Source organism: Caulobacter sp. BK020 (assembly GCF_004342605.1).
Lineage (GTDB): Bacteria > Pseudomonadota > Alphaproteobacteria > Caulobacterales > Caulobacteraceae > Caulobacter.
Genome location: NZ_SLZL01000009.1, coordinates 143,799 through 166,681, shown reverse-complemented (window position 1 = coordinate 166,681; position 22,883 = coordinate 143,799). Strand labels below are relative to the sequence as shown.

The following is a 22,883-nucleotide window of genomic DNA, read 5'->3' as shown; positions in this document are numbered from 1 at the left end:
GGAACAGGCGCCGGGATCATGGTCCGCCCATCCCGGCGTTCGCCGGGGAGGGGCGGGGCGAGGTCAAAACAGGCTTCCCTGATCCGGCGACGGCGGCGCCTTGGGTTTCGGCGCGGGGCGAGGCGGAGGCGGAGCCACGGTCGGCGGCGGGGCCGAGGTCGCGCCCTCGCCGTCGATCACCGCGTCGCGGTCGCCGGCCTTGAACTTCAGGTTCACGCGTTCGCCGCTGGTCAGTTCGGCCGCCGAGCGGGCGATCGCGCCATCGGCCTTGCGGACCAGGGCGAAGCCCAGTTCCAGCGGCCGCTCGGGATTGAGCGACAGCCGCAGCTTGTCCAGGGCGATCAGCCGGTCGGCCTCGCGCTCCAGCCGCCGCGTGGCGCAGTTGTTCATCCGGTCCTGCAGGGCGGGCAGGCGGGCGTGCTGGGCCACGCGCTCGGGAACGCGGCGGGCCGCCAGGTCCAGCCGCCGCGACAGGTCCCCGACCCGGCGGCCGCAGTCGGCGCGCTGGCGATGCAGGGTGTCGGGCGACAGGCGGGCGGTGACCTTCAAGAGGTCACGGGCGTGGATGTCGGTGTTGCGCTGCAGGGCCGCGTCCAGCCGGGCGGCCACCTCCCTGAACCGGCGCTCGGATGGGGCGGTCAGGTCGTCCAGGCGCGGCAGGCCGCGCACCGCCAGGTCCAGGCGCTGCTGGGCTAGGGCCAGCAGGTCGGCCGGGCGGGGCAGGCCGCGCGCGGCGCCGATCAGGCGGGTGCGCCGCTCCTCGACGGCCCGGCCGCCGCAGGTGTTCAGGCGGCGGTCGTAGTCGCTGACCAGGGCCCGCAACTCGGCCAGCACCGGGGTGGCCATCTCGGCCGCGGCGGTGGGGGTCGGGGCGCGGCGGTCGGAGACGAAGTCGATCAGGGTGGTGTCGGTCTCGTGGCCCACGGCCGAGATCAGCGGGATCGTCCCCTCGGCCACCGTGCGGGCCAGGCCCTCGTCGTTGAAGGCCCACAGGTCCTCGACCGAGCCGCCGCCCCGGGCGACGATCAGGATGTCGGGACGCGGCACGGGACCGCCTCCTCCTTCGTGGTTTGGCGTTATGGCGTTGAAGCCCCGGATCGCGGCGCTGACCTGGCCGGCCGCGGCGTCGCCCTGGACCACGCAGGGCCAGACCAGCACCCGGCACGGCCAGCGGTCGCGGATGCGGTGCAGGATGTCGCGGATCACCGCCCCGGTCGGGCTGGTGATCACCCCGATCACGGCCGGCATGGCCGGCAGGGGACGCTTGCGGTCCGGCGCGAACAGCCCCTCGGCCTGGAGCTTGCCCTTCAGGCGCTCCAGCTGGGCGAGCAGCGCGCCGACGCCGGCGGCCTCCATGGTCTCGATGACGATCTGGTAGCGCGAGCCGGCCGGATAGGTGGTGATCTTGCCGGTGACGATGACCTCCAGCCCGTGCTCGGGCCGGATCTGCAGCTGGCGGACATTGCCCTTCCAGACCACCCCGTCGATGGCGGCCTTGTCGTCCTTGATGGTCAGGTAGACGTGGCCGTTGGAATGGTGGGTGACCTTGGAGAGCTCGCCGCGCAGCCGCACGAAGCTGTACCGATCCTCGAGCGTCCGCTTCAGGGCGAAGGCCAGTTCCGAGACCGAATAGGCCTGGGCGTTGGAATCGGGGGCGATGGCGTCGGTCATGGGGTTCTAGATAGGACGGATCGGGGTTCGGCTGAAATGGGGCGCCGCGCTACCCCGGCGGATGTGACGGGAGGCCGGCGTCCGTCAGGGCCGGCGCAGATGGTCGGTGAGGACGACGTGCGTGGTGACCTCGCCGATGCCCGGCAGGGCGCGGACGGCTTCGGCGATCCGGTTCAGATCGGCGGCGTCGGCGGCGCTGACCTGCACCAGCAGGTCGGGATCGCCAGCCAGCGACTGGACGGCCTTCACCTCCGGAATCCGCTTCAGGGGGACGACCGAGCGCGCGCAGGTTCCGCCGCGCGCATGGCGGATCATCAGCCAGGCGGCAAGGCGCGTGCGTCCATCGGCCCGGCCGCGCACCACCGTGAAGCCGGCGATCGCCCCGCCGCGCTGGAGGCGGCCCAGGCGCTCCTGGGTGGCGCTGCGTGACAGGCCGATCTCCCGGGCCAGGGCCACGACGCTGGCCCGCGCGTCCCGTTCCAGGGCGAGAATCAGGGCTTCGTCCTTGTCGTCCAGCACCTGCAAGCGTCCTCCATGCCGGCGAATCGCCGGTCCAGGCGACACAATCGCGGCGATTTCCGGCGTTCGCGCCCCCTAGGGTCGCGCTTCGCGAAACCGGAGGCGATCCATGCCCACGCATCTCAATCCCCAGCCCGTCCCGCCCGTCAAGACCGCGCTCACCCGCCGCGGGCTTCTTGGCGGCGGCTTTGCGGGGCTGCTCGCCGCTCAATCGGCGTCCGCCGCCGATGACCGGAGGCTGCGGATCCAGCGCCTGGCCTGGGCGGGACTCAAGCTGGCCCTTCCAGGCGCGACCCTGGGCGTGGATCTCCTGGCCGATCCCTCCGTCTGGGGGACCGCGCTGTCCGATCCCTTGCCCGACCTGGGCGATTTCGAGGGTGACCGCTATGCGCTGATCACCCACCGCCATTCCGATCATTTCGACGCCAAGGCCGTCGCCAAGGCGCTCGGCGACCAGGGCCTGCTGCTGTATCCCGCCAATCTCGGCGCGATCGTCGCGCCGGGGGTGAGCCGCATTCGATCCGCTCCTCTCTGGGAGCCGCAGATGTTGGGCGGCGCCTTTGTCGCCACCGCCGTCCCGGCCGTCGACGGCTATGGCGATCCGCAGGCCTCGTGGGTGATCAGCGGCGGCGGGCGGCGCATCCTGCATGCCGGCGACACGCTCTGGCATGGCGCCTGGTGGCAGATTGGCCGACAATTTGGTCCGTTCGACGCGGTGTTTCTGCCCATCAACGGCGCGCGGTTCGCCTGGCGCGAACCCGCCGCTGAGGTGTCCAGCGTCATGACGCCGGACCAGGCGGTCGCCGCAGCCAAGATCCTTGGCGCCAAGACCCTGGTCCCGATCCACTACGGGGTTCATGGCGCCGACGGCTACGAAGAGCTGTCCGACGCCCTCCAGCGCACCCGGACCGAGGGCGCCCGCCGCGGCGTGGCCGTCCAGGCGCTCAAGCCCGGCGAGTGGCTGGATTGGAACGCCTGAGAGCGTCCTGGCCCCTCATGGTTAACCCGCCGTTAAGCTTCCAGCCGCAAACCCGACTCAAAGGGCTGAGACAGTCCAGGCCGTTGGAATCGCGAGAGAGCACATGGACCGCCGCAAGCTGATCCTTTCGGGCATGGCCACCGCCGGGCTGAGCGCCTGCGCCAGCACGGCCCAGGAACGCCCGGGCGACCCGCCGCCCCGGTCGCAGTACGACACCGGCCGGGCCCAGACCTATTCGGCCGACGAGATGATCCGCAGCGGCTCGGACTTCCTGGGCGTCACCGCCGAAAGCATCGGCGCCGTAATCGAGCGCGCCTTCCGCGACAACGGCCAGCCCACCGGCTATGTCGCGGGCGAGGAGGGTTCGGGCGCGATCGGCGTGGGCCTGCGCTACGGCCGGGGCCTGCTGTACATGAAGGGCAAGGACACCCAGGAGGTGTTCTGGCAGGGCCCGTCGGTGGGCTGGGACTGGGGCGGCAACGCCAGCCGGGTCTTCACCCTGTGCTATAACCTGCAGTATCCGGACGCCATCTTCCGCCGTTTCCCCGGCGTGGAGGGCACCGCCTATCTGGTCGGCGGCCTGGGCGTGAATTACCAGCGCGCCGACACCATCACCCTGGCCCCGATCCGCGCCGGCGTCGGCCTGCGCCTGGGGGCCAATGTCGGCTACCTGGCCTATAGTCGCCAGCGCAACATCCTGCCGTTCTAGGGGCTCACGGGGGCGCTCCGCCCCCTATGGGGGGACAGACCGCGGAGCGGTCAGGTGGGGGCAAGGGCGAATCCACGCGCCCCACCCGCCGCTTGGATTTGCGCGAGTTCCCCGTCATTATCAATCTCCACGGGAAGCGCGGAGACGTCGGTTCGCGGCGGCCCGACGCGGGGAAGCGCCATGTCGCAGTGGCTCAAGCGTACCTGGTTCGTCTGGCTTGGGCTGGCGGCGGCCTGCGCCGTGCTGCTGCCCCGGGCGATCGACGCCGGCGCGGCCGCGGGCCGGCCGCCAGCGGCGGCCGCCGTCGCGCCGCGCTTCGTCGTCCGTGACCCGGCCGGAACGGCCATCGGCTGGCTGAACATCACCTATCCCCGCGCGATCCGCGAGAACGAGGAGGGGGTTCTGGAGGCCGAATACACGACCGGCGGCGCGTCGTGGAAAACTGGCGGCGCCTATGGCCATGGCGACGTCCAGCCGCCCGCCGGCCTGAAGGTCGAACTCAGCGGCGCCGACCTGACCCTGACGCCGGGACCAAGCCACGCATTCGACATCCAGCGCATCGCCGCCACCGGCGTCGAGCGGGTGAAATGGATCATCACGCCCAAGACTGAGGGCGACCACATGCTGCTGGTGCGGTTCAATGTCAGCCCGGCCACGTTCAAGGCTGTTCCGATCTCGGCCAACGGCCAGGCGCAAGGCGGCGATCCGCAGATCCTGCTGCCGGTGAAGGTGTTCACGATCTATGGCGTGCCCAAGGCCACGGTGCTGGTCGCCAAGGGCGCGGCGGGACTGGCCTCGTTCCTGCTGACCCTGCCGGCGGCCTTCGTGCTGTTCGAGCGGGTGTTCGGGAAGAAGTCGAAGCCGCGGCGGAGGAAGGCGGCGTGAGCCTTCTTCCCTTGGGCGAGGAGGATCAAACCTTCGTCGCGGCCACGCTCTGCGCCACCATCGTCGCCTTGCCGAAGATGGTCAGGAAGGCCACGTCGGCCGCGTCGCGGCCGTAGGCGATGCGGACCAGGCCGTCGACCGGCGCCAGGCCGGTGGGGTCCAGCAGGCGCCAGCGACCGCCGACGAAGACCTCGGCCACGGCGTGGAAGTCCGGCCGCTCCAGGGCCGGGGCGTAAACGCTGGCCACGCGGGCCGGGATGTCGCTGGCCCGGCACAGGGTGACGGCCAGGTGCGCGAAGTCGCGGCAAACCCCGGCCCGCTGGACGTAGGTCTCCAGGGCGGTGGTGCGGGCGTCGCTGCAGCCGATCCGGTACTCCAGGTGGCCGGCGATCCACTCGGCGATCGCCGCCACCCGCGCGCCGCCGTGCAGGGCGCCGAACTTCTGGTCGGCGATGGTCTCGAAGATGTCGGACGGGCAGTAGCGGCTGCCGCGCAGATAGGACAGGGCGCCGATCGGCAGGTCGGCGACGGCGTGCGGGGCGGCGCCGGCCAGGGCCATGTCGCGATCGGCGATCTCGACCACGGCGTCATAGGCGATCGCCAGCCGTCCCTGGCAGGTGAAGGCCACGCGCCGCTCGCCGGTGGCCGGGTCGTCGCGGCGGGTGAAGGCCAGGGGCGGGTCGAACACCAGCCGCTCGTCGCGCACCGCCTGGTCGTCGGCGACCGCCGCCTCGATCTGCAGCAGGGAGTCCACCCGTTCGGGGAAGTCGTAGTCCAGCCGCGCCTCGACATGCACGCGCATGGTCCGCCCCTTCGTTCAGGCCAGACAACGGCTGGCGGGGCGCGAGGTTCAGCGGTTCTAGAGCATCGCGCGGAAAAGTGGACGGTTTTCCGCAAAAGCGATGCGAAAACAAAAATCTAGAGCAAGTCGTGCGATTCCTATGTCGCGCGATTTGCTCTAGTGCTTGGCGACCCGGCCGTTGATGTAGTCCATCAGCGCCAGCAGCACGCCCGACACCACGAACGACAGGTGGACGATCACCAGCCACATCAGGCGGGGCTGGTCGAGCGGCGCCTCCGGTTCGGTCAGCTTTAGGAACGACTTCAACAAGGCGATGGCGGAGATCGCGACGATCGAGGCGATCAACTTCATCTTCAGGCCCGAGAAGTCGACGGTTCCCATCCACTCGGGACGGTCCTCGTGGCTGGCGGTGTCGATCTTGGAGACGAAGTTTTCGTAGCCCGACAGGATGACGATCACGAGCAGGTTGGCGGCCAGCGACAGGTCGATCAGAGACAGGGCCAGCAGAATCGCGTCCTCCGGCTTCATCTCCGGCAGGCGCGGCAATTCGTGGCCCAGTTCCTGGAAGAACACCACGATCAGCGCCGCCAGGGCTACGACCAGCCCGACGTAGAACGGCGCCATCAGCCAGCGTGAGGCGAACAGACCGCGTTCCAACCAGGTTTCGAGGAAGGGTTTCTGCATCGGGCCGGCGACCTTGTGGACGAGAGCATTTTCCGACGAAGTGGACACCGGTTCGTCGTCAGAAGATGCCCAAAACAAATATCCAGAGCCCCGACTCGACGCAGTCGGGTCGGGGCTCTAGTCGTCGTACTCCACCACAAAGCGGGCGGTCTTGCGACCGTTGGGGGGCACGGAGAATCGCCAGGCCGCGGCGCCGTCGCGAATATCGTGGGCGGCGGGCTCGGCGATGATCTTGAAGCCTGACCGGTCGGTGGGGGTTCGCACCTCCACGGCGATCGGAACGGTCTTGGCGTTGGCTAGGTCGACCTCGTAGACCTTCCGCACGCGATCGCGGCGGCGATCCTGCTCGGCGACCAGGCGCGGGCGGATCCGCACGTCCATGGCCTCGCCGATCGCCAGGTCGAAGGGCTGGCCGACGGGCACGTCGCGCATGGCCTGCTCGCCGGCGAAGGCGGGGCGGCCGTTGGCCGTCTCGAACACCGCCAGGGCGCCGGACGGCAGGGGCTTGCCCAGGCCCTCGGCGGGCTTGTTGTCCAGCCGCAGCACGACCTGGGCGGCCGGCGGATCATCGGCGTCGTCATAGTCGTTCCAGGTGTCGAGCTGGAAGACGTAGAGCCGCTGGAAGGCGACGTCCTTCTGGTCGAGGAAGGCCACCTGCTTGGTCTGGCGCGCGGCGACGGTGACCGGCTCGGGCAGGGTATAGAGCTTGTAGTCGCCCAGCTCGGATTGCTCGGCCAGCTTGGCGCGCTGGCCGGTGACCACGACCTCGTCGAGCCCGCCTTCCATCATCGCCGGGGCCGGCGCCATCATCATCGGCGGCGCGGGCGGCGGTGGAGGGGCCAGGCGCCGGCCGTGATGGGTGGTGTCCATCGGCCAGCAGCCGCGCGCCAGCCGCTTGGCTTCGCCCCGCTTCACGTCCACCTCCTCGCGCGCCAGCCGGCCGGCCACGGCCTGGGTGGGGGCGTCGGCGAAGCTGGTGCCGCTGGCGTTGACCAGGGTCAGCCAGCCGGTCAGGTCCAGCGCCTTGCCGTCGGGATGGATGTGGGCCACGTAGTCGGCCTGCCAGTTCACGCCGATCGCCAGGTAGGACAGGGTCAGGGTCGCCTGGGTCGGCGCGGCGACGTCGACCACGGTCGACAGCGCCGGCTTGTCCGACAGGCCGGCCGGGACCTTGTCGAACACCAGGGCTTCGGCGCCGCCGGAGCAGCCCAGGGCCTCGACCCCGCCGGCGGTCTGCAGCACCACCCCTTCGGGCCCCTGGCGCAGGGTCGCGGCCTCTTCGGTCCGACGGCCGGTCCGGCGATTGGTGCGGACGATCTTCACCGCCTGGCCCAGCGAGCGCTCGACCAGGGTTCCGGGGCTGAGCAGGGCGTAGTCGTAGTTGCGCTCGACGGTCGGGCCGGGCAGCCCTTCCACCGTGGCGCTCTGGGGGATCAGGGCGTCGGCGACGCCGTCGAAGCGCAGGGTGTGGCGGCCGGCGGGCAGGAACACCGACCGCGTCTCGGTGACCTGGATCAGGCCCTTGGCCATGGCCTCCTCGCGCTGCCAGTCCTCCAGCGCCTGGAACGGCCCGTCGCCGCCGCGATAGAGGGTGACGGCCACCTTGTCCGGTCCGGGCGAGGCGATGGTGTCGGCCAGGGCCTGCGTGGGGAGGGAGAGCAGGAACGCCGCGGCGAGAGCGATCTTCCGCCTTCCTTCTCCCCTTGCGGGAGAAGGTGGCCTCCACAGGAGGTCGGATGAGGGGACGCGCCGCCCTGTCCGGCAAGCGCTCGAAGCCAGCCGGCGGTCGTCCGTCGACCCCTCATCCGTCGGCTTCGCCGCCACCTTCTCCCGCAAGGGGTGAAGGAAGGAGAAGGTCGCTCTCCTGAAGGCTTGGCCGATCACCAGCCCGTCTCGACCGTGAAGGTCAGCGTCGTCTCGCCGTTGGCGGGCGTCGGCACGCTCCAGCCCAGGGTGCGGGCGTCGATGCGGCGGCTCTTGAGGCTCTCGGCCTTGACCTCGCCGTCACGCCCCAGGCCGCCCTGGCGCAGCTCGACCGTCACCGGCTCGGGCCGGGCGTTGCGGATCAGGTATTTCATCGTATAGCGCGATCGGGTCCTGGACACCTTCTCGTCGCTGACCAGCGTGGCCTGGCTGGTGACGTCGAAGGCGTCGCCGGTCTTGATCGACAGCTCCGAGCCGGCCGGCGTGTGGTCGATCGCGTTCTCGCCGACGAACTTCGGATCGCCGGCCTTGTCGCGCACATAGACCCGCATCACCCCCGCCGGCAGCTGGTTGCCCAGGCCCGCCAGCCTGGCGTTGCTGAACTGGATGGCGACGGTGGCCGACTCCGGCTGGGCCTGGCTGGAGAACCAGCCCTGGCGGATCTCGTAGACCTTCCGGGCCGCCACGCCCTGGGCGCTGAGGAAGCCGACCTGCTTGTTCTGGTTGGCGGCGATCGTCGTGCGGTGGGGCAGGGGGTAGAGATAGTAGTCGGCGACCCGCTCGCCGGTCCCGCTCTCGGTCCCGGCCGCCTGGATCGTCGGCGGCCGGGGCGGGCGATAGCCGCCGTTGTCATTGGCCAGGGTATTGACCGAGCCGGCCACCAGCTGGGTCTCGGCGTCGACGAAGGCCGTGCCCGACTGGTTGCCCAGGGTGATCCAGCCCTGCAGGTCCAGGGCCCCCTTGGTCTCGTCGAACATCGCCACATAGTCGGCCTTCCACGACAGGCCGGTGGTCAGGTAGCTGAGCGTGGTCGGGCGGGGGCCGGCCTTGTCGGCCTCGACCGTCACCGACAGGGTCGGGCGGGCGCGGAGGGTCTCGGGCACCTTGTCGAAGATCACCCGGGTGGGCACGCCGTCGTCGCGCAGCACCTCGATGCGGTCGCCGATCTTCAGCACCACGCCCTCGTTGGCCGCCAGGACGGTGGCGGTCTCGGTGGTCTCCTTGCCGTCGCCGGGATTGGTGCGGACGATCTTCACCTGCTGGCCGACCGCCTTTTCCATCAGTTTGTCGGGGGTCAAGAGGTCGTAGTCGAAGTTCTGCTCCACCACCGACAGGCCGGCCGCCGACAGGCTGACGGTCTCGGGACGGATGGCGGCCGAGACGTCCTTGAACTCCAGCTTCTGGCGACCGACGGCGAGGTTGGTCTCGCGCACGTCCTGCACCAGGGCCAGGTCGTTGTTGTAGATGGTCACGGACAGCCTGGGCTCGGTCTGGGCGTGCGCGGTGGTGCTGAGCGCAAGAGCGGCCGTGGCCAGCAACGCGTGACGGAACATGAAAGAGCGCCTCCCGGTTTTGGCGCTCAAGGTTTCACGCGTTCAGCCGGAAGTCGAGTGCGAAATTACAGGTATAATTTTGCTTTGCTCGCTCTTCCGATCTGAAGGGAGCGCTTCCCTAGCCTCGGCGGGCGCGTAGCAGCGCCAGGCTTTTTCCAATGAGCCGGATGCCAGACCGGATGAAGCCACCGGCCAGCACGAGCAGCATGACTCCGGTCACGCTGTCCCAGATCACAGCGCGTCGTTCACCGACCGTCATGGCCTTGAAATCGACGGGCGGGAGGCCCGCCGTCATGGCCTTCAGGTCGGGCAGCCAACCCGAAAGTTGCGCCACGATCTGCCAGGCGATGAAGCCGGCGACGGTGCTGCCCAGCAGCGCTAACAGGGCGCCATTGAGCAGGCCAGCGCTGATGTCCTCAAGACTGGTCGGTTGCGATGCGCCGTCGATCATACGGACGACCTTATCAGTCCTCTAGCAAAGCGCCACCTTGGCGGATGGCGTCCTTACCCGCCCCACACCTGCTTCAGCCGCAGGTCGCGGCCGCAGCCCAAGCGGTAGGCGTGGTATTCGATGGCGTGGTTCCTGGCGTAGTCGCGGTGATAGGCCTCGGCCGGCCAGAAGGTTTGCAGCGGCAGGATCTGGGCCTTCATCGTCCCGGTCTTCAGCCGCTGGGCGGCCTCGGCGCGCGACTTTTCGGCGATCGGCCGCTGGACCGGGGTGACGAACACCGCCGGACGGTAGGACGGGCCACGGTCGCAGAACTGGCCGCCATCGTCGGTGGGGTCGACCAGCTTCCAGTAGCGGTAGAGCAGGTAGCCGTAGTCGAGCTTGGCCGGGTCGTAGGTGACCCGCACCGACTCGTAATGGCCCGAGGTCTCGCTGGTCACGTCGCGATAGGTGGGCCGGTCCACATGGCCGCCGGTATAGCCGCTCTCGACCTTCAGCACGCCGGGAACGCCGCGCATGTCGTTCTCCATGCACCAGAAGCAGCCGCCGGCGAACACGGCGGTCTGGGGCGGGGCGGGCTTGCCGGCCGCCAGCACGTCGGCGGGCAGCAGGATGGCGGCGAAACTGGCGGCCAAGATGAAGAGGCGGCGGATCATCGGGGAACTCCGGGGGGACCTGCCTCTGAATACGGATCAGGCGGCCCGAAGGTTACAGCCTAGCGCCAACCAAATCCGACGCCGCGCACCGAGGGGCAGGCCGACAGGCGGGCGGCCAGGGTCTGAGCCCGCTCGTCGCCCTGATCGTCCAGCTCCAGGCGGATGCTGAGCCCCGCGCCGTCCGGCTGGGCGCTGAGGGCCCGCAGGCGGGTCTGCTGGACGTTGGCCACGCCCAGCACCCGCATCAGGGCGTCGGGCGTGTCGTCGGCGATCACCAGGAAGAGCCGGCGCTTGTCCTCGTCCGGTTTGGCGGGCTCAACCAGGCTCATGGCCGCACCCACTGATGCTCGACGCTGGCCGAGGTGACGCCGGGCCAGGCGGCCAGGTCGCGAGCCAGCAGGCGGGCGGCCTGGTCGCTGAGATGGCGCACGCGCAGCGAACCCTCGACGATCTGGCCGACCGGCTTCATCGACAGGGCGCACAGCTCGGCGCCGCTGTCGGCCAGGCCCTGGCGGACGGCCTCCAGCGCCGAGGGCGCGTCGTGGGCGGCCAGCAGCAGCTGGTGGACGGTGACGCCTTCGTGGTCGGAATTGAAGGCGGGTGGGGAAGGCAGGTAGCTCATGGGTTCAAGGTCCCTAAATTTTAAGAGGATTTGAAGGGACCGATGACCGCACAGCAAAAACCCCGCTCCTGGTGGGAAGCGGGGCTTTGCGGATCTTGCGATCTTCGGCTTGTTGGTCGTCTAGTCGACCGCGCGCCTGTGCTGCCCCGTTCGCACACGAACGGTTTTAATCTTGGCTTGCATCATAATGCTGCGCGCGCACGCGATCGCGACGCCGGCGGTGAGGCCGGTGGCGATCAGAACGTTCATGGCCAGCTGCGAGAGCATCTTGGCGGTAAAACTCCGTGTGCGACGTTACAGGTAGCGTGGGCGTGGGGCAGGCGCAAGGTCTGGGCGCATTGATGCGGCGAATGGCGCGGGATGGGCAAGGAATGTGCGGTGGTGCTCCGGTGGTGATCACTTGCCCCCACCTGACCGCTTCGCGGTCTGTCCGCCCCCACAGGGGGCGGAGCCTTCTCGCGAGCGCTCCGCCCCCTATGGGGGCGGACAGGCGACGTAGTCGCCAGGTGGGGGCAAGTGTGGAGATTAACCCCGCAGCTTGCCGCCCACCTTCTCGACCGCCGCCACGATCCGGGCCGACAGGGCCTCGATCTCGGCTTCGGCCAGGGTCTTTTCGCGCGGCTGGATCACCACCTCCAGGGCGACCGACTTGGAGCCGTCCGGCACGCCGGGGCCCTCATAGACGTCGAACACCCGCACGGCGGCGATCAGCGCCTTGTCGGCGCCGGCCGCGGCCTTGACCAGGTCGCCCGCCGCCTTGGCCTTGTCGGCCACGAAGGCGAAATCGCGGGTCAGGGGCATCAGCGGCGAAGGCGTGAAGGCCGGCTTGGTCTTGACCGACTTCTTCTTCGGCTCGGGCACGGCCTCCAGGGTGATCTCGAAGCCGTAGACCGGGCCGGCCACGTCCAGGGCCTTCAGCACGGCCGGGTGCAGCTCGCCGAACTCGGCCAGCACCGCCTTGGGACCCAGCTGCAGCCGCGCCGAGCGACCGGGGTGCCACCAGGACGAGGCCGTTCCCTGGGCGGTCTGCAGCGAGGCGACCGGTGCGCCGATCTCCTCCAGCAGGGCCAGCAGGTCGGCCTTCACCGTGAACACGTCTTCCGGCTTGGCCTTGTCCCAGCCGCGCGGGGCGCGGGGGGCCAGGATGGCGGCGATCGTGGTCTTCTGGTCCTGCGGCCGGTCGCCGAAGAACACCGGCCCGACCTCGAACAGGGCCACGTCCGGGAAGCCCTGGCGGGCGTTGCGGCCGGCCGCCTCGATCAGGTTGGGCAGGATCGACGGGCGCATGCAGTCCAGTTCCGAGGCGATCGGATTGGCCAGCACCAGCTCGGGCGAACCGCCGCCGAACAGGGCCGCGATCTTCTGGCTGGTGAAGCTCCAGGTGACCGCCTCGCTGTAGCCGGCCGCGGCCAGGGCGCGGCGGGCGATGCGGGTCCGGGCCTGGCGCGGGGTCAGCACGCCGCCGACCGCGCGCGGGACTTCCGGCAGCGGAGTGGAGGGCAGGGCGGCGTAGCCGGCGATGCGGGCCACTTCCTCGACGAGGTCGGCCTTGCCCTGCACGTCGCGGCGGAAGGTCGGCGGCGTGACGCAGACCAGGCTTTCGGCGTGGGTGGCGAACTCGGTCGCTGGCACGTCGGTCGGCGGCGACAGGGTGAAGCCCAGGTCCGTCAGGATCTTCAACGTGCGCTCCGGCGCGATGGTCAGGCCCGACAGGGCCTCGACATAGGCCGGGTCGAACAGGATCGGACCCGGCGCGGCCGGGGCCTGGCCGGCCACCACGATCTCCGAGGCCTCGCCGCCGCACAGCTCCAGGATCAGCTTCGTGGCCAGCTCCAGGCCGGGCACGAGCGAGCCGGTGTCGACCGTGCGGGCGAACCGGTACTGGGCGTCGCTGTTGATGCCGGTCACGCGGCCGGTCTGGGCCGTGCGGATCGGGTCGAACCAGGCGCTTTCCAGGAAGACGTCGGTGGTGTCGTCCGAGCAGCCGGTGCTCTCGCCGCCCATCACCCCGCCGAGGCCGACCGGGCGCTCGCCGTCGGCGTCGGAGATCACCGACATCTCCGGGGTCAGCTCGTAGGTCTTGCCGTCCAGGGCGATCAAATGCTCGTCGCCGTTGACGCCGTGCCGGCCCAGGCGCGCCTCGATCGTCGTCCCGACCAGCTTGGCGGCGTCATAGACGTGCAGCGGGCGGGCGCGGTCGTAGGTGATCAGGTTGGTGATGTCGACCAGGGTGTTGATCGGGCGCAGGCCGATGGCCTTGAGCCGGTCGGCCAGCCACTTGGGCGACGGGCCGTTCTTGACGCCCCTGATCAGACGGCCGCTGAACACCGGGCAGGCGTCGCCGTCGACCTTGATCGCGATCGGGCAGGGGAAGGTCCCCGGCACGGGGGCGATCGACAGATCCTTCAGCGTCCCGACCCCGGCCGCGGCCAGGTCGCGGGCGATGCCGGCCACGCCCAGCCAGTCGGGACGGTTGGGAGTGACCTCGAAGTCGATCACCGCTTCCAGGCCCAGGGCCTGGGCGGCCGGGGTCCCGACGGCCAGGGCGTCCGGCAGCTCCAGGATGCCCTCGGAGCCGTCGTCGGCCTCCAGCTCGGAGCCCGAGCACAGCATGCCGTTGGAGACCACGCCGCGCACCGGCTTCTCGACCAGGGTCACGCCCAGGCCCGGCACATAGGCGCCGATCGGCGCGTAGACGGTGGTCAGGCCCGGCCGGGCGTTGGGCGCGCCGCAGACGATCTCCTTGCGGCCGTCGACGGTGTCGACCTGGCAGACGCGCAGGCGGTCGGCGTTGGGGTGCTGCACCGCCTCGACGATCTTGGCCACCGTGAAGGCGGCCAGCTTGGACGCCGGGTCGGTGACGTGCTCGACCTCGAGGCCGGCCATGGTCATGGCGGCGACGACGTCGGTGGCGGAGGCCTCGGTGTCGAGGTGGTCCTTGAGCCAGGAGAGGGTGAATTTCATCGGTTCAATCTCTGCAAAATCCTCCCCCTCTGGGGGAGGGGGACCGCGAAGTGGTGGAGGGGGAGGCGGCCGCGCGATCGGCGCCAACTCCCCCCTCACCCGGCTTCGCCGGGAGCTCCCCCAGAGGGGGAGCATCAATCAGCTCAAGCCGCTCGCCACGTTCGGCGCGGCGAACGCAGAGAAGCCGTAGTGGTCCAGCCAGCGGCCGTCCGAGCTGAACATGTCGCGCAGGTCGGGCATGCCGTATTTCAGCATTCCCAGCCGGTCGACGCCCATGCCGAAGGCGAAGCCCTGATACTCGTCCGGATCGATGCCGCAGGCGCGCAGCACGTTCGGATGGACCATGCCGCAGCCCAGGATCTCCAGCCAGCTGGTCCCCTGGCCGATGCGGATCTCGCCGCCCGAGCGGTCGCACTGCACGTCCATCTCGGCCGAGGGCTCGGTGAACGGGAAGTGGTGCGGCCGGAACTGGGTGGTCACCGCGTCGGTCTCGAAGAACCGGGCGATGAAGGTCTCCAGGGTCCACTTCAGGTGGCCCATGTGGATTCCCTTGTCGATCACCAGGCCCTCGACCTGGTGGAACATCGGCGTGTGGGTGGCGTCGCTGTCGCAGCGATAGGTGCGGCCCGGGGCGATGATCCGGATCGGCGGCTTCTGCGACAGCATGGTCCGCACCTGCACGGGGCTGGTGTGGGTGCGCAGCAGCATGCGCTCGCCCGACTCCTTCGGATTGAAGAAGAAGGTGTCGTGCATCTCGCGGGCCGGGTGCTTCTCGGGGAAGTTCAGGGCCGTGAAGTTGTGGAAGTCGTCCTCGATGTCGGGACCTTCGGCCACCGCGAAACCCATCTCGGCGAAGATGGCGATCATTTCGTCCATGGTCTGCATGGTCGGATGGACGCCGCCGCGACGCCGGCGCGGGGCGGGCAGCGTCAGGTCCAGGGTCTCGCTGGCCAGGCGCGCGTCGAGGGCGGCGGTCTCCAGCGCGGCCTTGCGGTCGTTCAACGCCGCCTGCACGCGGTCGCGCAGGACGTTGATCGCCGCCCCGCGTTCCTTGCGCTCGTCGGGGCTCATCGACCCCAGGGTCTTGAGCAGGCCCGAGATCGAGCCGGTTTTGCCCAGGGCGGCGACGCGGACGGCGTCGAGGGCGGCGAGATCGCCGGCGGCGGCGACTTGCGCCAGCACGTCGGCTTCGAGAGTGGTGAGATCGGTCATGACGGGGTTCCGTCTAGAGGATTTGGAGCGGGGGGGCGAGACCCCCTCAGTCGGCTTCGCCGACAGCTCCCCCAGAGGGGGAGCATCGGCTCGGCGTAGATCGTCCCCCTCTGGGGGAGGTGGCCCGAAGGGCCGGAGGGGGTTTGCCGCACGACGCGCAGCAAAAAGCCCTCCGGCTCGTACCGGAGGGCTCTTCAGATCGCAATCGGGACGAACCCGACAGAAGACCTTAAGCGGCCAGGGCGGCGCGGACCTTGTCGGCGATGGCCTTGAACGCGACCGGGTCGTTGCCCGCGATGTCCGACAGCACCTTGCGGTCGATCACGATACCCGCCACGTCCAGGCCGTGGATAAACTGCGAGTAGGTGAAGCCCTCGGTGCGGGCGCCGGCGTTGATGCGCTGGATCCACAGCGAGCGGAAGGCGCGCTTGCGCACCTTGCGGTCGCGATAGGCGTACTGGCCGGCCTTGTCGACGGCGGCCTTGGCGGTGCGGATGGTGTTCTTGCGGCGGCCGTAGAAGCCCTTCGCCTGTTCAAGAACCTTCTTGTGCTTGGCGTGGGCGGTGACGCCACGTTTAACGCGAGCCATGTGTCAGCGCTCCTCTTAAAGGCCGTAGGGCAGGTACGAACGGATGGTCTTGGCGTCAGCCTCGCTCATCACCTTCGTTCCGCGGTTTTGGCGGATGTACTTGCCGTTGTGGCCGATCAGGCGGTGGCGCTTGCCGGCGACGCCGGCCTTCAGCTTGCCCGTGGCGGTGATCTTGAAGCGCTTCTTCGCGCCCGACTTGGTCTTCAACTTAGGCATTTCGCGTCGGAGCGTTTAACGGCCCCGTCCTCTTGAGATAGCATGACGAACCGCCATGGCATGCCAAACTGGCCAGGCGGTTCCGGAAAGGCGGGGTTAGTACGGGAAAGGGACGCGGAAGGCAAGCGCCGTCTCCGTCCCTCGCGCGGGGTGACGATCTGTCAGTTCGGCGGGTTGTTCTTCTCCAGGAAGCCGACCACCGAGGTCAGCATCTGCAGGCGGGTGGCGCCGCGCGACAGCCAGTGGTCCTCGCTGGGCAGGGTGACCAGCTCGACCGGCTTGCCGGCTTTCTTCAGAGCGTCGGCCATCAGGGTGCTCTGGACGTAGGGAACCACGGTGTCGTCCTTGCCATGGATCAGCAGCACGGGGATCTCGACCTTGTCGGCGAGCCTGGCTGGCGAAATGGCGGTCAGGTCGGGGTCCTTGAGCCCCTCTGCGCCCATGAACCGCAGCCAGTAGCGCAGGGTGGAATTGTTGCTGGTCGAATAAAGCTTGTTGCTGTCGACCAGCATGCGCTTCAGGTCGGCCGGGCCGGCCACCGAGGCGGCGCAGCGATAGACGCCCTTGTCCAGGGTCGCGCCGGCCAGGGCCGCGTAGCCGCCGTAGCTGGCGCCGACGATGCAGACGCGCTTGGGATCGATCGTTCCCTGCTTGGCCAGAAAGCGCACGCCGTCGGACAGGTCGGTCTGCATGGCCTTGCCCCATTGGCCGAAGCCGGCCTTGACGAAGCTGTAGCCGAAGCCCTGCGAGCCCCGGAAGTTGGGCTGGAGCACGGCGTAGCCGCGCGAGGCCAGGGCCTGGCTCCACCAGTCGAAGCCCAGGCTGTCGCGGCCCTGGGGGCCGCCGTGCGGCAGCACCACCAGCGGCAGGTTCTTGGGATCTTTGCCGTTGGGCAGGGTCAGGTAGCCGGTGATCTCCAGGCCGTCGGCGGCCTTGTACTTGATCGGCTCGACCTTGGAGACGCCCTCCGGCGTCAGGTCCAGATAGACGTCAGTCAGGAAGCGGGCGCTCTTGGTGTTCAGGTCGACCAGGGCGTAGGCCGGACCCTGGGTCGGGGAATCGACCTCCACCACCAGTTGACGCTTGTCGTCCGACCAGGAGGCCAGCGAGACCTGATCGCCCGGGAACGCCTTGACCACGGCGTTCCAGCTGGCCTGCAGCTTGGCGTCGAAGAAGGTGTAGCGGCGGTCGTCGCCGACCAGGCTGAAGGCGCCGACCAGGCTGGAACCGTCGGGGGCGTGGATCAGGCTGTCGAACTTCTCGCTGTCCGGCACCGTGACGTGCGAGCCGTCGAGCGCGTATTCGCGCAGGTAAGTCTTATCCTCGTCGTTCTCGTCGTCGAACCAGACCAGCACCGAGCGGCCGTCGCGGCCCAGGCCGCTAAGTCCCCGCGAGCCCATCTTCGAGATGGCCTTCTCGGCCGTGGTCCAGCCGCGCTCAGCCTTGATCTTCAGCGACCAGGCGCCCTGCTTCTCGTCGTAGAGCGACTGGGCCAGGGGCTGGCCGTCGGGCGCGACCAGCCACTCGTCGGTGTCCTGCGAACCGCCGCTGTCCATCCGACGGGTGATCCCGGTCTTCAGATTGATCTTGTAGAGGGTGTTCTCGCCTTGGCTGTCGATGAAATGGACACCTTGGGCGAAGGCGAACGGCACGCCGTCGATGATGCGGACCGCCGGCGAAGCCAGGACGATGTTCATGGCGTCCTCCTGGTCGCTGATCAGCAGGCGCTGCTTCTTGGTGACCAGGTTGAAGTCGAAGGCCATCAGGTATTCGCGCTTGGGTCCGGCCAGGCCGTAGACTTCGGCGGTGCTGGAGGTGGTGATCAGCACGTGCTCCGGGCCGGCCCACTGCACGCCGCGCAGCTTGGTGGAGCCGAACTTCATGGCCGTGATCACCTTGTTGCCCTCGGCGGCCTCGCGGATGGCCAGCATGCGGTTCTCGCCGTCGGTGACGGCGATCGCCAGCTTCGTGCCGTCCGGCGAAATCTCGACCTGCTCGACATTGGGCAGGCGGCCATAGACCGAAAGCGGTGGGGCCTCCGCCGACGCGGCGCCGGCGACCGCAGCCATGACGAAACCGGCCGTCGCGGCGGCCAACCCACTCTTCAACACGCGTAGATCCCCCAAGCTCCGCGCAAGATAGCAAGGCTCGCCTTACTGTCGAGCTTGTTTCGCACCGCCTGGTTGCGCGAGGGGGCAAGAAAAACGCCCCGGCCTTGCGGGCCGGGGCGTCTCGAAAAGCTTGACGGAATCGCCGATCCTTTAGCGCGGGGCCAGGATCATGATCATCTGGCGGCCTTCCATGCGCGGCTCGTATTCGACCTTGGCCACTTCTTCGAAGTCGGCCTTGACCTTGAGCAGCAGCTTCATGCCCAGTTCGGGGTGGGCCATTTCCCGGCCGCGGAAGCGCAGGGTCACCTTGACCTTGTCGCCTTCCTCGAAGAACCGGTGCATCGACTTGGCCTTCACGTCGTAGTCGTGAATGTCGATGTTGGGGCGCAGCTTGATTTCCTTGAGCTCGACGATCTTCTGCCGCTTGCGAGCCTCGTTCTTCTTCTTCTGCTCCTGGAACTTGAACTTGCCGTAGTCCAGGATCTTGCAGACCGGAGGGTTCGCGTTCGGCACGATCTCGACCAGGTCCAGGCCGGCTTCCTCGGCCGCCTCCAGGGCGGCGGAAATCGGCATCTCGCCTTGCTTCTCGCCGTTCTGGTCGATCAGCAGGACGCGGGGGACCCGAATGTCTTCGTTGATACGCGGACCATCCTTGACGGGCGGCGTTTGCATAGGACGGCGAATAGGGCGGCTCCGGTGTTGTTTAAGGGCGTTTGCCGCCGGACCTGATGATCCGGAAGCGTATCGTTGAATGAGTTCGCGCGGAGTCCGGGGGACGCCGCGTTCGCAAGTGATATATGACGAAGGACTCCCGCGCTATCAAGGCGCATGCGCGTCCAAGTCCCCCTTTTGCGGGACCGGATGCGCCGAGAAGGGACGCTGGGAGCGAAACGTCGGGTCGGGTCGGCCTCCTTTTCCAATCGCGACCTATTTCACCCGCCCATGAGCACCCCCACCGCCGCCGCCCGCCACACGCCGATCGAGGACGTCCACGCCCTGCTGATCGGCTCCAGCTTCATCGCCGTGGGCCTGACCCTGCTGAAGGCGGCCGGCCTGACCACGGGCGGGATGGCGGGGGTGGCGCTGATCCTCTCCTACCTGACCCACTGGCCGGTCGGGGTGCTGTTCTTCCTGCTGAACATCCCGTTCTACGTGCTGGCCCAGCGCGCCCTGGGCTGGGTGTTCACGGGCAAGACCCTGGTCACCAACCTGCTGCTGGCCGGCCTGGCCCTGGGCATGCCGGCCTGGCTGAAGATCACCACGGTCGATCCGGTCTTCGCCGCGGTCTTCGGCGGCACGATCATCGGCATGGGCATCCTGGCCCTGGCCCGGCACAAGTCCAGCGTCGGCGGGATCGGGGTGCTGGCCCTGTGGCTCTACGAAAAGCGCGGGATCAGCGCCGGCAAGGTGCAGATGGCGTCCGACTGCCTGATCGTGGCCGCGGCCTTCGCGGTGGTCAGCTGGGACAAGCTCCTGCTGTCGATCCTCTCGGCCGTGGCGCTCAGCGTGGTGATCATCGCCAACCACAAGCCGGGGCGGTACGAGGGGTATTAGCCTCCAATCGTTACCGGCGCGCGCTCCGCAGCGAGGTCACCAGCCATTGCCGATCTTGACCGGCTGGGTCTGGCTGTAGTCGCGCCGGCTTTCGCCGGGATAGAGCATCAGGTCGCCGGCGGCGTTGCGGCCGACGAGGTCCACGTGGCCGTCGCCGTCCCAATCACCCATGCCGTAGTAGGTGAGGGCGTTCCAGCCATTGCCGATCTTGATCGGCTGGGTCTGGCTGTAGCCGCGCCGGCTTTCGCCGGGATAGAGCATCAGGTCGCCAGCGGCGTTGCGGCCGACAAGATCGAGGTGGCCGTCGCCGTCCCAATCACCCATGCCGTAGTAGGTGAGGGCGTTCCAGCCATTGCCGATCTTGATCGGCTGGGGCTGGCTGTAGCCGCGTCGGCCTTCGCCGGGATAGAGCATCAGGTCGCCGGCGGCGTTGCGGGCGACGAGATCGAGGTGGCCGTCGCCGTCCCAATCGCCCATGCCGTAGAAGCTGAGAGCGTTCCAGCCATTGCCGATCTTGATCGGCTGGGTCTGGCTGTAGCCGCGCCGGCCTTCGCCGGGATAGAGCATCAGGTCGCCGGCGGCGTTGCGGGCGACGAGATCGAGGTGGCCGTCGCCATCCCAATCGCCCATGCCATAGAAGCTGAGATGGCGCACCGGCGGGCTCTGGGCGTTTCCGACGGAGCAGAGCCCCGTTACGAGCGCAGCCGCGACGACGAACCTCGACAGGTGCTTCTTGAAGCTCATGTCGTCCCTCAACGTTAAGGATTTTATGTTGGATTATTCAACCCAAGGTGCGCCTATTTCTCAGGCGTGACAAGGCGCCCTCGCGTGGATGAGACGGTGATCGACCGGCCAGTGGGAATTCAGTGCGGCAGCAGCGAGATCGCCGCGCTGGCCACGGTGCTGACCGGCAGGGCCTTCAGGTCCGGCGAGCGGATCACCGTCACGTGGCCGCGGGGGCCGCACAGTTCCGGGTCCGAGGCGTCGGAGAACAGGGCGATGGTCGGGGCGCCGGCCGCGGCCAGCAGGTGGGTCGGGCCGGTGTCGTTGCCGACGGCCAGGACGGCCTTGGCGCCCAGAACCGCCAGCTGGGCGAAGTCGGTGCGGCCGGTCAGGTCGCGGGCCTGGCTTACGGCCTTCTGGATCTGGCGGGCCATGGCGCTTTCCTGCGGGCCGCCGATGATCACGATGTCCAGGCCGCGCGCCTTGAGCAGCGCCGCCAGCTGGGCGTAGCTCTCCGTCGGCCAGCGCTTCTCGGGCCGGTGGGCCGAGCCGCCCGGCACCAGCAGCACATAGGGACGCGGGGCCGGGGCGCCGACCACGGGGCGCGGCTCCTTGGTCCGGCGCAGGATCCACGACAGGTCGGGCGGCGGGGCGCTGCCCGGCTCGGTCGGCGCGTCGGGCCAGACGCCGGCCTGCTTCAGCTGGTCGGCCTGTCGTTCCAGGGTGTGCATGCGGTAGCGCGCCTTGCCGCGCTGGGGCAGGGAACAGCCGGCCGCTATGCCCGACCAGGCCGGCGGGAAGGGCCGCAGGGCCTGGAAGTACCAGTTGGTGCGGCTGTTGGTCTGCAGGTCGTAGACGCGGTCGTAGCGGGCCTGGCGCAGACGGCTGAGCAGGGCGGTCAGGTCGCCGAAGTCGCTGGGCCGGCCGTCGGTCTCGACGCTGTTGAAGTAGGGCGACAGCTTGGCCAGGGCTTCGAAGGGCGGGGTGGTCAGCAGGGTGATCTTGGCGCGCGGATGGGCTTCGCGGATCTTCTTCATCGCCGCCAGGGCCAGAACGAAATCGCCGAGGGCGCCCAGTTTGATCACCAGGACCTTCTTGATTTCCTTGCTCAACGCTTCGTCTCCAGGACCCGTGCGTAGACCTTGAGCGTTGCTTCGACCATCGCGTCAACCGAATAGAGTTTCCGGGCGCGCGAACGGGCGGCCATGCCCATGGCCTGGCGCCGGGCCGCGCCTGACTCGCAGGCGTTGGACAGGGCGGCGGCCCAGGCCTCGACGTCGCCTGGGGCCACCAGCCAGCCGGTCTCGCCATTGACCACGGTCTCGCGCGCCGCCCCATGGTCGGCGGCCATCACCGGCTTGCCCATCACCTGCGGCTCGACCGCCGTGCGGCCGAAGGCCTCGGGCTCCAGCGACGGGGCGATGGCCAGGTCGGCCACCAGGTAGGCGGCCGGCATGTCGTCGCAGTGGCCCACCAGCTTGACGCTGTCCTGCAGTCCAGCCTGGGCGATCATGTGCTCCAGCTCGGCGCGATAGGCCTTGCGGCCCTGGTCGTCGCCGACCAGCAGCAGCAGGATGCGGGTGTCGGAGATCGCCTTCAGCCGCGCCATGGCCTCGATGACAAGGGCCTGGCCCTTCCAGCGCGTCAGCCGGCCGGCCAGCAGCACCTTCAGCCGGCGATCCTCGGCCTGGACGCCCCAGGCGTCGCGCAGCGCCTTGATCCGCTCGGCCGAAACCAGGCCCGGCTCGAAGCGGGTCAGGTCGACGCCGCGCGGGATGGCCACCACCCGGTCGGCCGGAACGCCATGCTCGGCGATCACATGGGCGCGGGTATATTCCGAATTGGCGATCACCAGGTCGCCCTTGGTCATCACCGCGTTGTACCAGCGCTTGAGGTTGGACTTGGCGTTGTAGACCCCGTGATAGGTGGCCACGAACGGCGTCTTGGTCGCGTGGGCCGCCCACAGGGCGCTGAAGGCCGGGGCGCGCGAGCGGGCGTGGACCAAGCTGACTTTCTCGCGGCGGATCAGGTCGATCATCCGCGCGGCATTGCCCAGCATGATCAGCGGGTTCTTCGACTGGGCCGGCATCTGGGCCAGGCGGCCGCCGTCGGCTTCCAGCCGCGCGGCCATGCGCCCGCCCTTGGTGGCCACCAGGGCCTTGCCGCCCTGGGCGATCACGCCGTGGGCCACGTCGATGGTCGTCTGCTCGGCGCCGCCGGTTTCCAGTTCCGGGGTGACCTGCAAAAGCGTGAAATCGTCGGGGAGGATGGACACGCGTTGC

At 69.1% G+C, this 22,883-nt stretch carries 24 protein-coding genes; 4 read left to right on the top strand and 20 right to left on the bottom strand.

The features are described from left to right. Positions 1-63: 63 nt before the first annotated feature. Positions 64-1,671: an exodeoxyribonuclease VII large subunit gene (gene xseA, locus EV278_RS13265; protein WP_132091968.1), complete on the bottom strand. Its 1,608-nt coding sequence runs from the start codon at positions 1,669-1,671 to the stop codon at positions 64-66. An 84-nt stretch (positions 1,672-1,755) separates the two neighbouring features. Next, a complete protein-coding gene (locus EV278_RS13260; RefSeq protein ID WP_243692196.1) occupies positions 1,756-2,190 on the bottom strand; it encodes an Lrp/AsnC family transcriptional regulator in 435 nt (144 codons plus the stop codon). Between the two features lie 109 nt (positions 2,191-2,299). Between EV278_RS13260 and EV278_RS13255 the strand changes: the two genes are divergently transcribed. The 3 genes from EV278_RS13255 (at position 2,300) to EV278_RS13245 (ending at position 4,763) form a co-directional block, all read left to right on the top strand. Continuing rightward, on the top strand, positions 2,300-3,169 hold the full coding sequence (locus EV278_RS13255) for an MBL fold metallo-hydrolase (protein WP_132091966.1): 870 nt from the start codon (positions 2,300-2,302) through the stop codon (positions 3,167-3,169). A gap of 103 nt (positions 3,170-3,272) precedes the next feature. Then, positions 3,273-3,878 (top strand): EipA family protein, encoded by a 606-nt coding sequence (locus EV278_RS13250; protein ID WP_132091963.1) that lies wholly within the window; start codon positions 3,273-3,275, stop codon positions 3,876-3,878. A 180-nt stretch (positions 3,879-4,058) separates the two neighbouring features. Further along, positions 4,059-4,763 carry a hypothetical protein gene (locus tag EV278_RS13245; protein WP_132091960.1) on the top strand — a complete coding sequence of 235 codons (705 nt, stop codon included), beginning with the start codon at positions 4,059-4,061 and terminating at the stop codon, positions 4,761-4,763. 25 nt (positions 4,764-4,788) lie between these two features. On the opposite strand, the gene EV278_RS13240 is transcribed toward EV278_RS13245, so the two are convergent. The 15 genes from EV278_RS13240 to infC form a co-directional block, all read right to left on the bottom strand. Then, complete coding sequence (locus tag EV278_RS13240) at positions 4,789-5,565, bottom strand: transglutaminase family protein (protein WP_132091957.1); 777 nt, start codon at positions 5,563-5,565, stop codon at positions 4,789-4,791. 156 nt (positions 5,566-5,721) lie between these two features. Continuing rightward, complete coding sequence (locus tag EV278_RS13235) at positions 5,722-6,249, bottom strand: TIGR00645 family protein (RefSeq protein WP_132091954.1); 528 nt, start codon at positions 6,247-6,249, stop codon at positions 5,722-5,724. A 117-nt stretch (positions 6,250-6,366) separates the two neighbouring features. Continuing rightward, complete coding sequence (locus EV278_RS13230) at positions 6,367-7,851, bottom strand: DUF4139 domain-containing protein (protein ID WP_243692186.1); 1,485 nt, start codon at positions 7,849-7,851, stop codon at positions 6,367-6,369. 278 nt (positions 7,852-8,129) lie between these two features. Further along, a complete protein-coding gene (locus EV278_RS13225) occupies positions 8,130-9,506 on the bottom strand; it encodes a DUF4139 domain-containing protein (protein WP_132091951.1) in 1,377 nt (458 codons plus the stop codon). A gap of 118 nt (positions 9,507-9,624) precedes the next feature. Then, the gene (locus tag EV278_RS13220; protein ID WP_132091949.1) at positions 9,625-9,957 is read right to left on the bottom strand and encodes a hypothetical protein; all 333 of its coding nucleotides are present in this window, start codon (positions 9,955-9,957) and stop codon (positions 9,625-9,627) included. A gap of 53 nt (positions 9,958-10,010) precedes the next feature. Next, positions 10,011-10,607: a peptide-methionine (S)-S-oxide reductase MsrA gene (msrA, locus tag EV278_RS13215; protein WP_132092137.1), complete on the bottom strand. Its 597-nt coding sequence runs from the start codon at positions 10,605-10,607 to the stop codon at positions 10,011-10,013. Positions 10,608-10,669: 62 nt separating this feature from the next. Continuing rightward, positions 10,670-10,939 carry a hypothetical protein gene (locus tag EV278_RS13210; RefSeq protein WP_132091946.1) on the bottom strand — a complete coding sequence of 90 codons (270 nt, stop codon included), beginning with the start codon at positions 10,937-10,939 and terminating at the stop codon, positions 10,670-10,672. Then, on the bottom strand, positions 10,936-11,232 hold the full coding sequence (locus EV278_RS13205) for a hypothetical protein (protein ID WP_056762867.1): 297 nt from the start codon (positions 11,230-11,232) through the stop codon (positions 10,936-10,938). Before EV278_RS13205 ends, EV278_RS13210 begins: the two co-directional genes overlap by 4 nt. Before the next feature lie 120 nt (positions 11,233-11,352). Then, positions 11,353-11,499: a hypothetical protein gene (locus tag EV278_RS24035; RefSeq protein ID WP_165916634.1), complete on the bottom strand. Its 147-nt coding sequence runs from the start codon at positions 11,497-11,499 to the stop codon at positions 11,353-11,355. Positions 11,500-11,757: 258 nt separating this feature from the next. Continuing rightward, the gene (pheT, locus tag EV278_RS13200; RefSeq protein ID WP_132091943.1) at positions 11,758-14,196 is read right to left on the bottom strand and encodes a phenylalanine--tRNA ligase subunit beta; all 2,439 of its coding nucleotides are present in this window, start codon (positions 14,194-14,196) and stop codon (positions 11,758-11,760) included. A 138-nt stretch (positions 14,197-14,334) separates the two neighbouring features. Next, positions 14,335-15,408: a phenylalanine--tRNA ligase subunit alpha gene (gene pheS / locus EV278_RS13195; RefSeq protein ID WP_132091940.1), complete on the bottom strand. Its 1,074-nt coding sequence runs from the start codon at positions 15,406-15,408 to the stop codon at positions 14,335-14,337. Between the two features lie 229 nt (positions 15,409-15,637). Beyond that, positions 15,638-15,997, bottom strand: coding sequence for a 50S ribosomal protein L20 (gene rplT, locus EV278_RS13190; RefSeq protein ID WP_018061453.1), 360 nt, complete (start codon positions 15,995-15,997; stop codon positions 15,638-15,640). Positions 15,998-16,012: 15 nt separating this feature from the next. Continuing rightward, positions 16,013-16,213, bottom strand: a complete 201-nt coding sequence (gene rpmI, locus EV278_RS13185; RefSeq protein WP_018061454.1) for a 50S ribosomal protein L35 — start codon at positions 16,211-16,213, stop codon at positions 16,013-16,015. Positions 16,214-16,374: 161 nt separating this feature from the next. Then, entirely contained in the window at positions 16,375-18,282 is a 1,908-nt protein-coding gene (locus EV278_RS13180) for a S9 family peptidase (protein ID WP_165916642.1), read from the bottom strand. A gap of 192 nt (positions 18,283-18,474) precedes the next feature. Further along, positions 18,475-18,996, bottom strand: coding sequence for a translation initiation factor IF-3 (infC, locus tag EV278_RS13175; protein WP_035072784.1), 522 nt, complete (start codon positions 18,994-18,996; stop codon positions 18,475-18,477). Between the two features lie 270 nt (positions 18,997-19,266). Here infC and EV278_RS13170 point away from each other — a divergent pair, with 270 nt between their 5' ends. Beyond that, positions 19,267-19,878, top strand: coding sequence for a YitT family protein (locus EV278_RS13170; RefSeq protein WP_132091938.1), 612 nt, complete (start codon positions 19,267-19,269; stop codon positions 19,876-19,878). A 36-nt stretch (positions 19,879-19,914) separates the two neighbouring features. On the opposite strand, the gene EV278_RS13165 is transcribed toward EV278_RS13170, so the two are convergent. From EV278_RS13165 to EV278_RS13155, 3 genes are all read right to left on the bottom strand, one after another. Beyond that, positions 19,915-20,622 carry a VCBS repeat-containing protein gene (locus EV278_RS13165; RefSeq protein WP_132091935.1) on the bottom strand — a complete coding sequence of 236 codons (708 nt, stop codon included), beginning with the start codon at positions 20,620-20,622 and terminating at the stop codon, positions 19,915-19,917. Between the two features lie 119 nt (positions 20,623-20,741). Next, a complete protein-coding gene (locus EV278_RS13160; RefSeq protein WP_132091932.1) occupies positions 20,742-21,713 on the bottom strand; it encodes a glycosyltransferase family 9 protein in 972 nt (323 codons plus the stop codon). Continuing rightward, positions 21,710-22,876, bottom strand: coding sequence for a glycosyltransferase family 4 protein (locus tag EV278_RS13155; protein WP_132091929.1), 1,167 nt, complete (start codon positions 22,874-22,876; stop codon positions 21,710-21,712). The genes EV278_RS13160 and EV278_RS13155 overlap by 4 nt, the downstream gene beginning before the upstream one ends. Positions 22,877-22,883 lie beyond the last annotated feature (7 nt).

What these genes read in the sequence shown, in the direction of transcription:
- EV278_RS13245 (WP_132091960.1), top strand. Translation starts at nt 4,059, where the DNA reads ATGTCGCAGTGGCTCAAGCGTACCTGGTTCGTCTGGCTTGGGCTGGCG.
- EV278_RS13225 (WP_132091951.1), bottom strand. Translation starts at nt 9,506, where the DNA reads ATGTTCCGTCACGCGTTGCTGGCCACGGCCGCTCTTGCGCTCAGCACC.
- EV278_RS13220 (WP_132091949.1), bottom strand. Translation starts at nt 9,957, where the DNA reads ATGATCGACGGCGCATCGCAACCGACCAGTCTTGAGGACATCAGCGCT.
- EV278_RS13250 (WP_132091963.1), top strand. Translation starts at nt 3,273, where the DNA reads ATGGACCGCCGCAAGCTGATCCTTTCGGGCATGGCCACCGCCGGGCTG.
- EV278_RS13180 (WP_165916642.1), bottom strand. Translation starts at nt 18,282, where the DNA reads ATGGCTGCGGTCGCCGGCGCCGCGTCGGCGGAGGCCCCACCGCTTTCG.
- pheT (WP_132091943.1), bottom strand. Translation starts at nt 14,196, where the DNA reads ATGAAATTCACCCTCTCCTGGCTCAAGGACCACCTCGACACCGAGGCC.
- EV278_RS13210 (WP_132091946.1), bottom strand. Translation starts at nt 10,939, where the DNA reads ATGAGCCTGGTTGAGCCCGCCAAACCGGACGAGGACAAGCGCCGGCTC.
- EV278_RS13165 (WP_132091935.1), bottom strand. Translation starts at nt 20,622, where the DNA reads ATGAGCTTCAAGAAGCACCTGTCGAGGTTCGTCGTCGCGGCTGCGCTC.
- EV278_RS13170 (WP_132091938.1), top strand. Translation starts at nt 19,267, where the DNA reads ATGAGCACCCCCACCGCCGCCGCCCGCCACACGCCGATCGAGGACGTC.
- pheS (WP_132091940.1), bottom strand. Translation starts at nt 15,408, where the DNA reads ATGACCGATCTCACCACTCTCGAAGCCGACGTGCTGGCGCAAGTCGCC.
- EV278_RS13240 (WP_132091957.1), bottom strand. Translation starts at nt 5,565, where the DNA reads ATGCGCGTGCATGTCGAGGCGCGGCTGGACTACGACTTCCCCGAACGG.
- EV278_RS13205 (WP_056762867.1), bottom strand. Translation starts at nt 11,232, where the DNA reads ATGAGCTACCTGCCTTCCCCACCCGCCTTCAATTCCGACCACGAAGGC.
- EV278_RS13235 (WP_132091954.1), bottom strand. Translation starts at nt 6,249, where the DNA reads ATGCAGAAACCCTTCCTCGAAACCTGGTTGGAACGCGGTCTGTTCGCC.
- xseA (WP_132091968.1), bottom strand. Translation starts at nt 1,671, where the DNA reads ATGACCGACGCCATCGCCCCCGATTCCAACGCCCAGGCCTATTCGGTC.
- rpmI (WP_018061454.1), bottom strand. Translation starts at nt 16,213, where the DNA reads ATGCCTAAGTTGAAGACCAAGTCGGGCGCGAAGAAGCGCTTCAAGATC.
- rplT (WP_018061453.1), bottom strand. Translation starts at nt 15,997, where the DNA reads ATGGCTCGCGTTAAACGTGGCGTCACCGCCCACGCCAAGCACAAGAAG.
- EV278_RS24035 (WP_165916634.1), bottom strand. Translation starts at nt 11,499, where the DNA reads ATGCTCTCGCAGCTGGCCATGAACGTTCTGATCGCCACCGGCCTCACC.
- EV278_RS13255 (WP_132091966.1), top strand. Translation starts at nt 2,300, where the DNA reads ATGCCCACGCATCTCAATCCCCAGCCCGTCCCGCCCGTCAAGACCGCG.
- infC (WP_035072784.1), bottom strand. Translation starts at nt 18,996, where the DNA reads ATGCAAACGCCGCCCGTCAAGGATGGTCCGCGTATCAACGAAGACATT.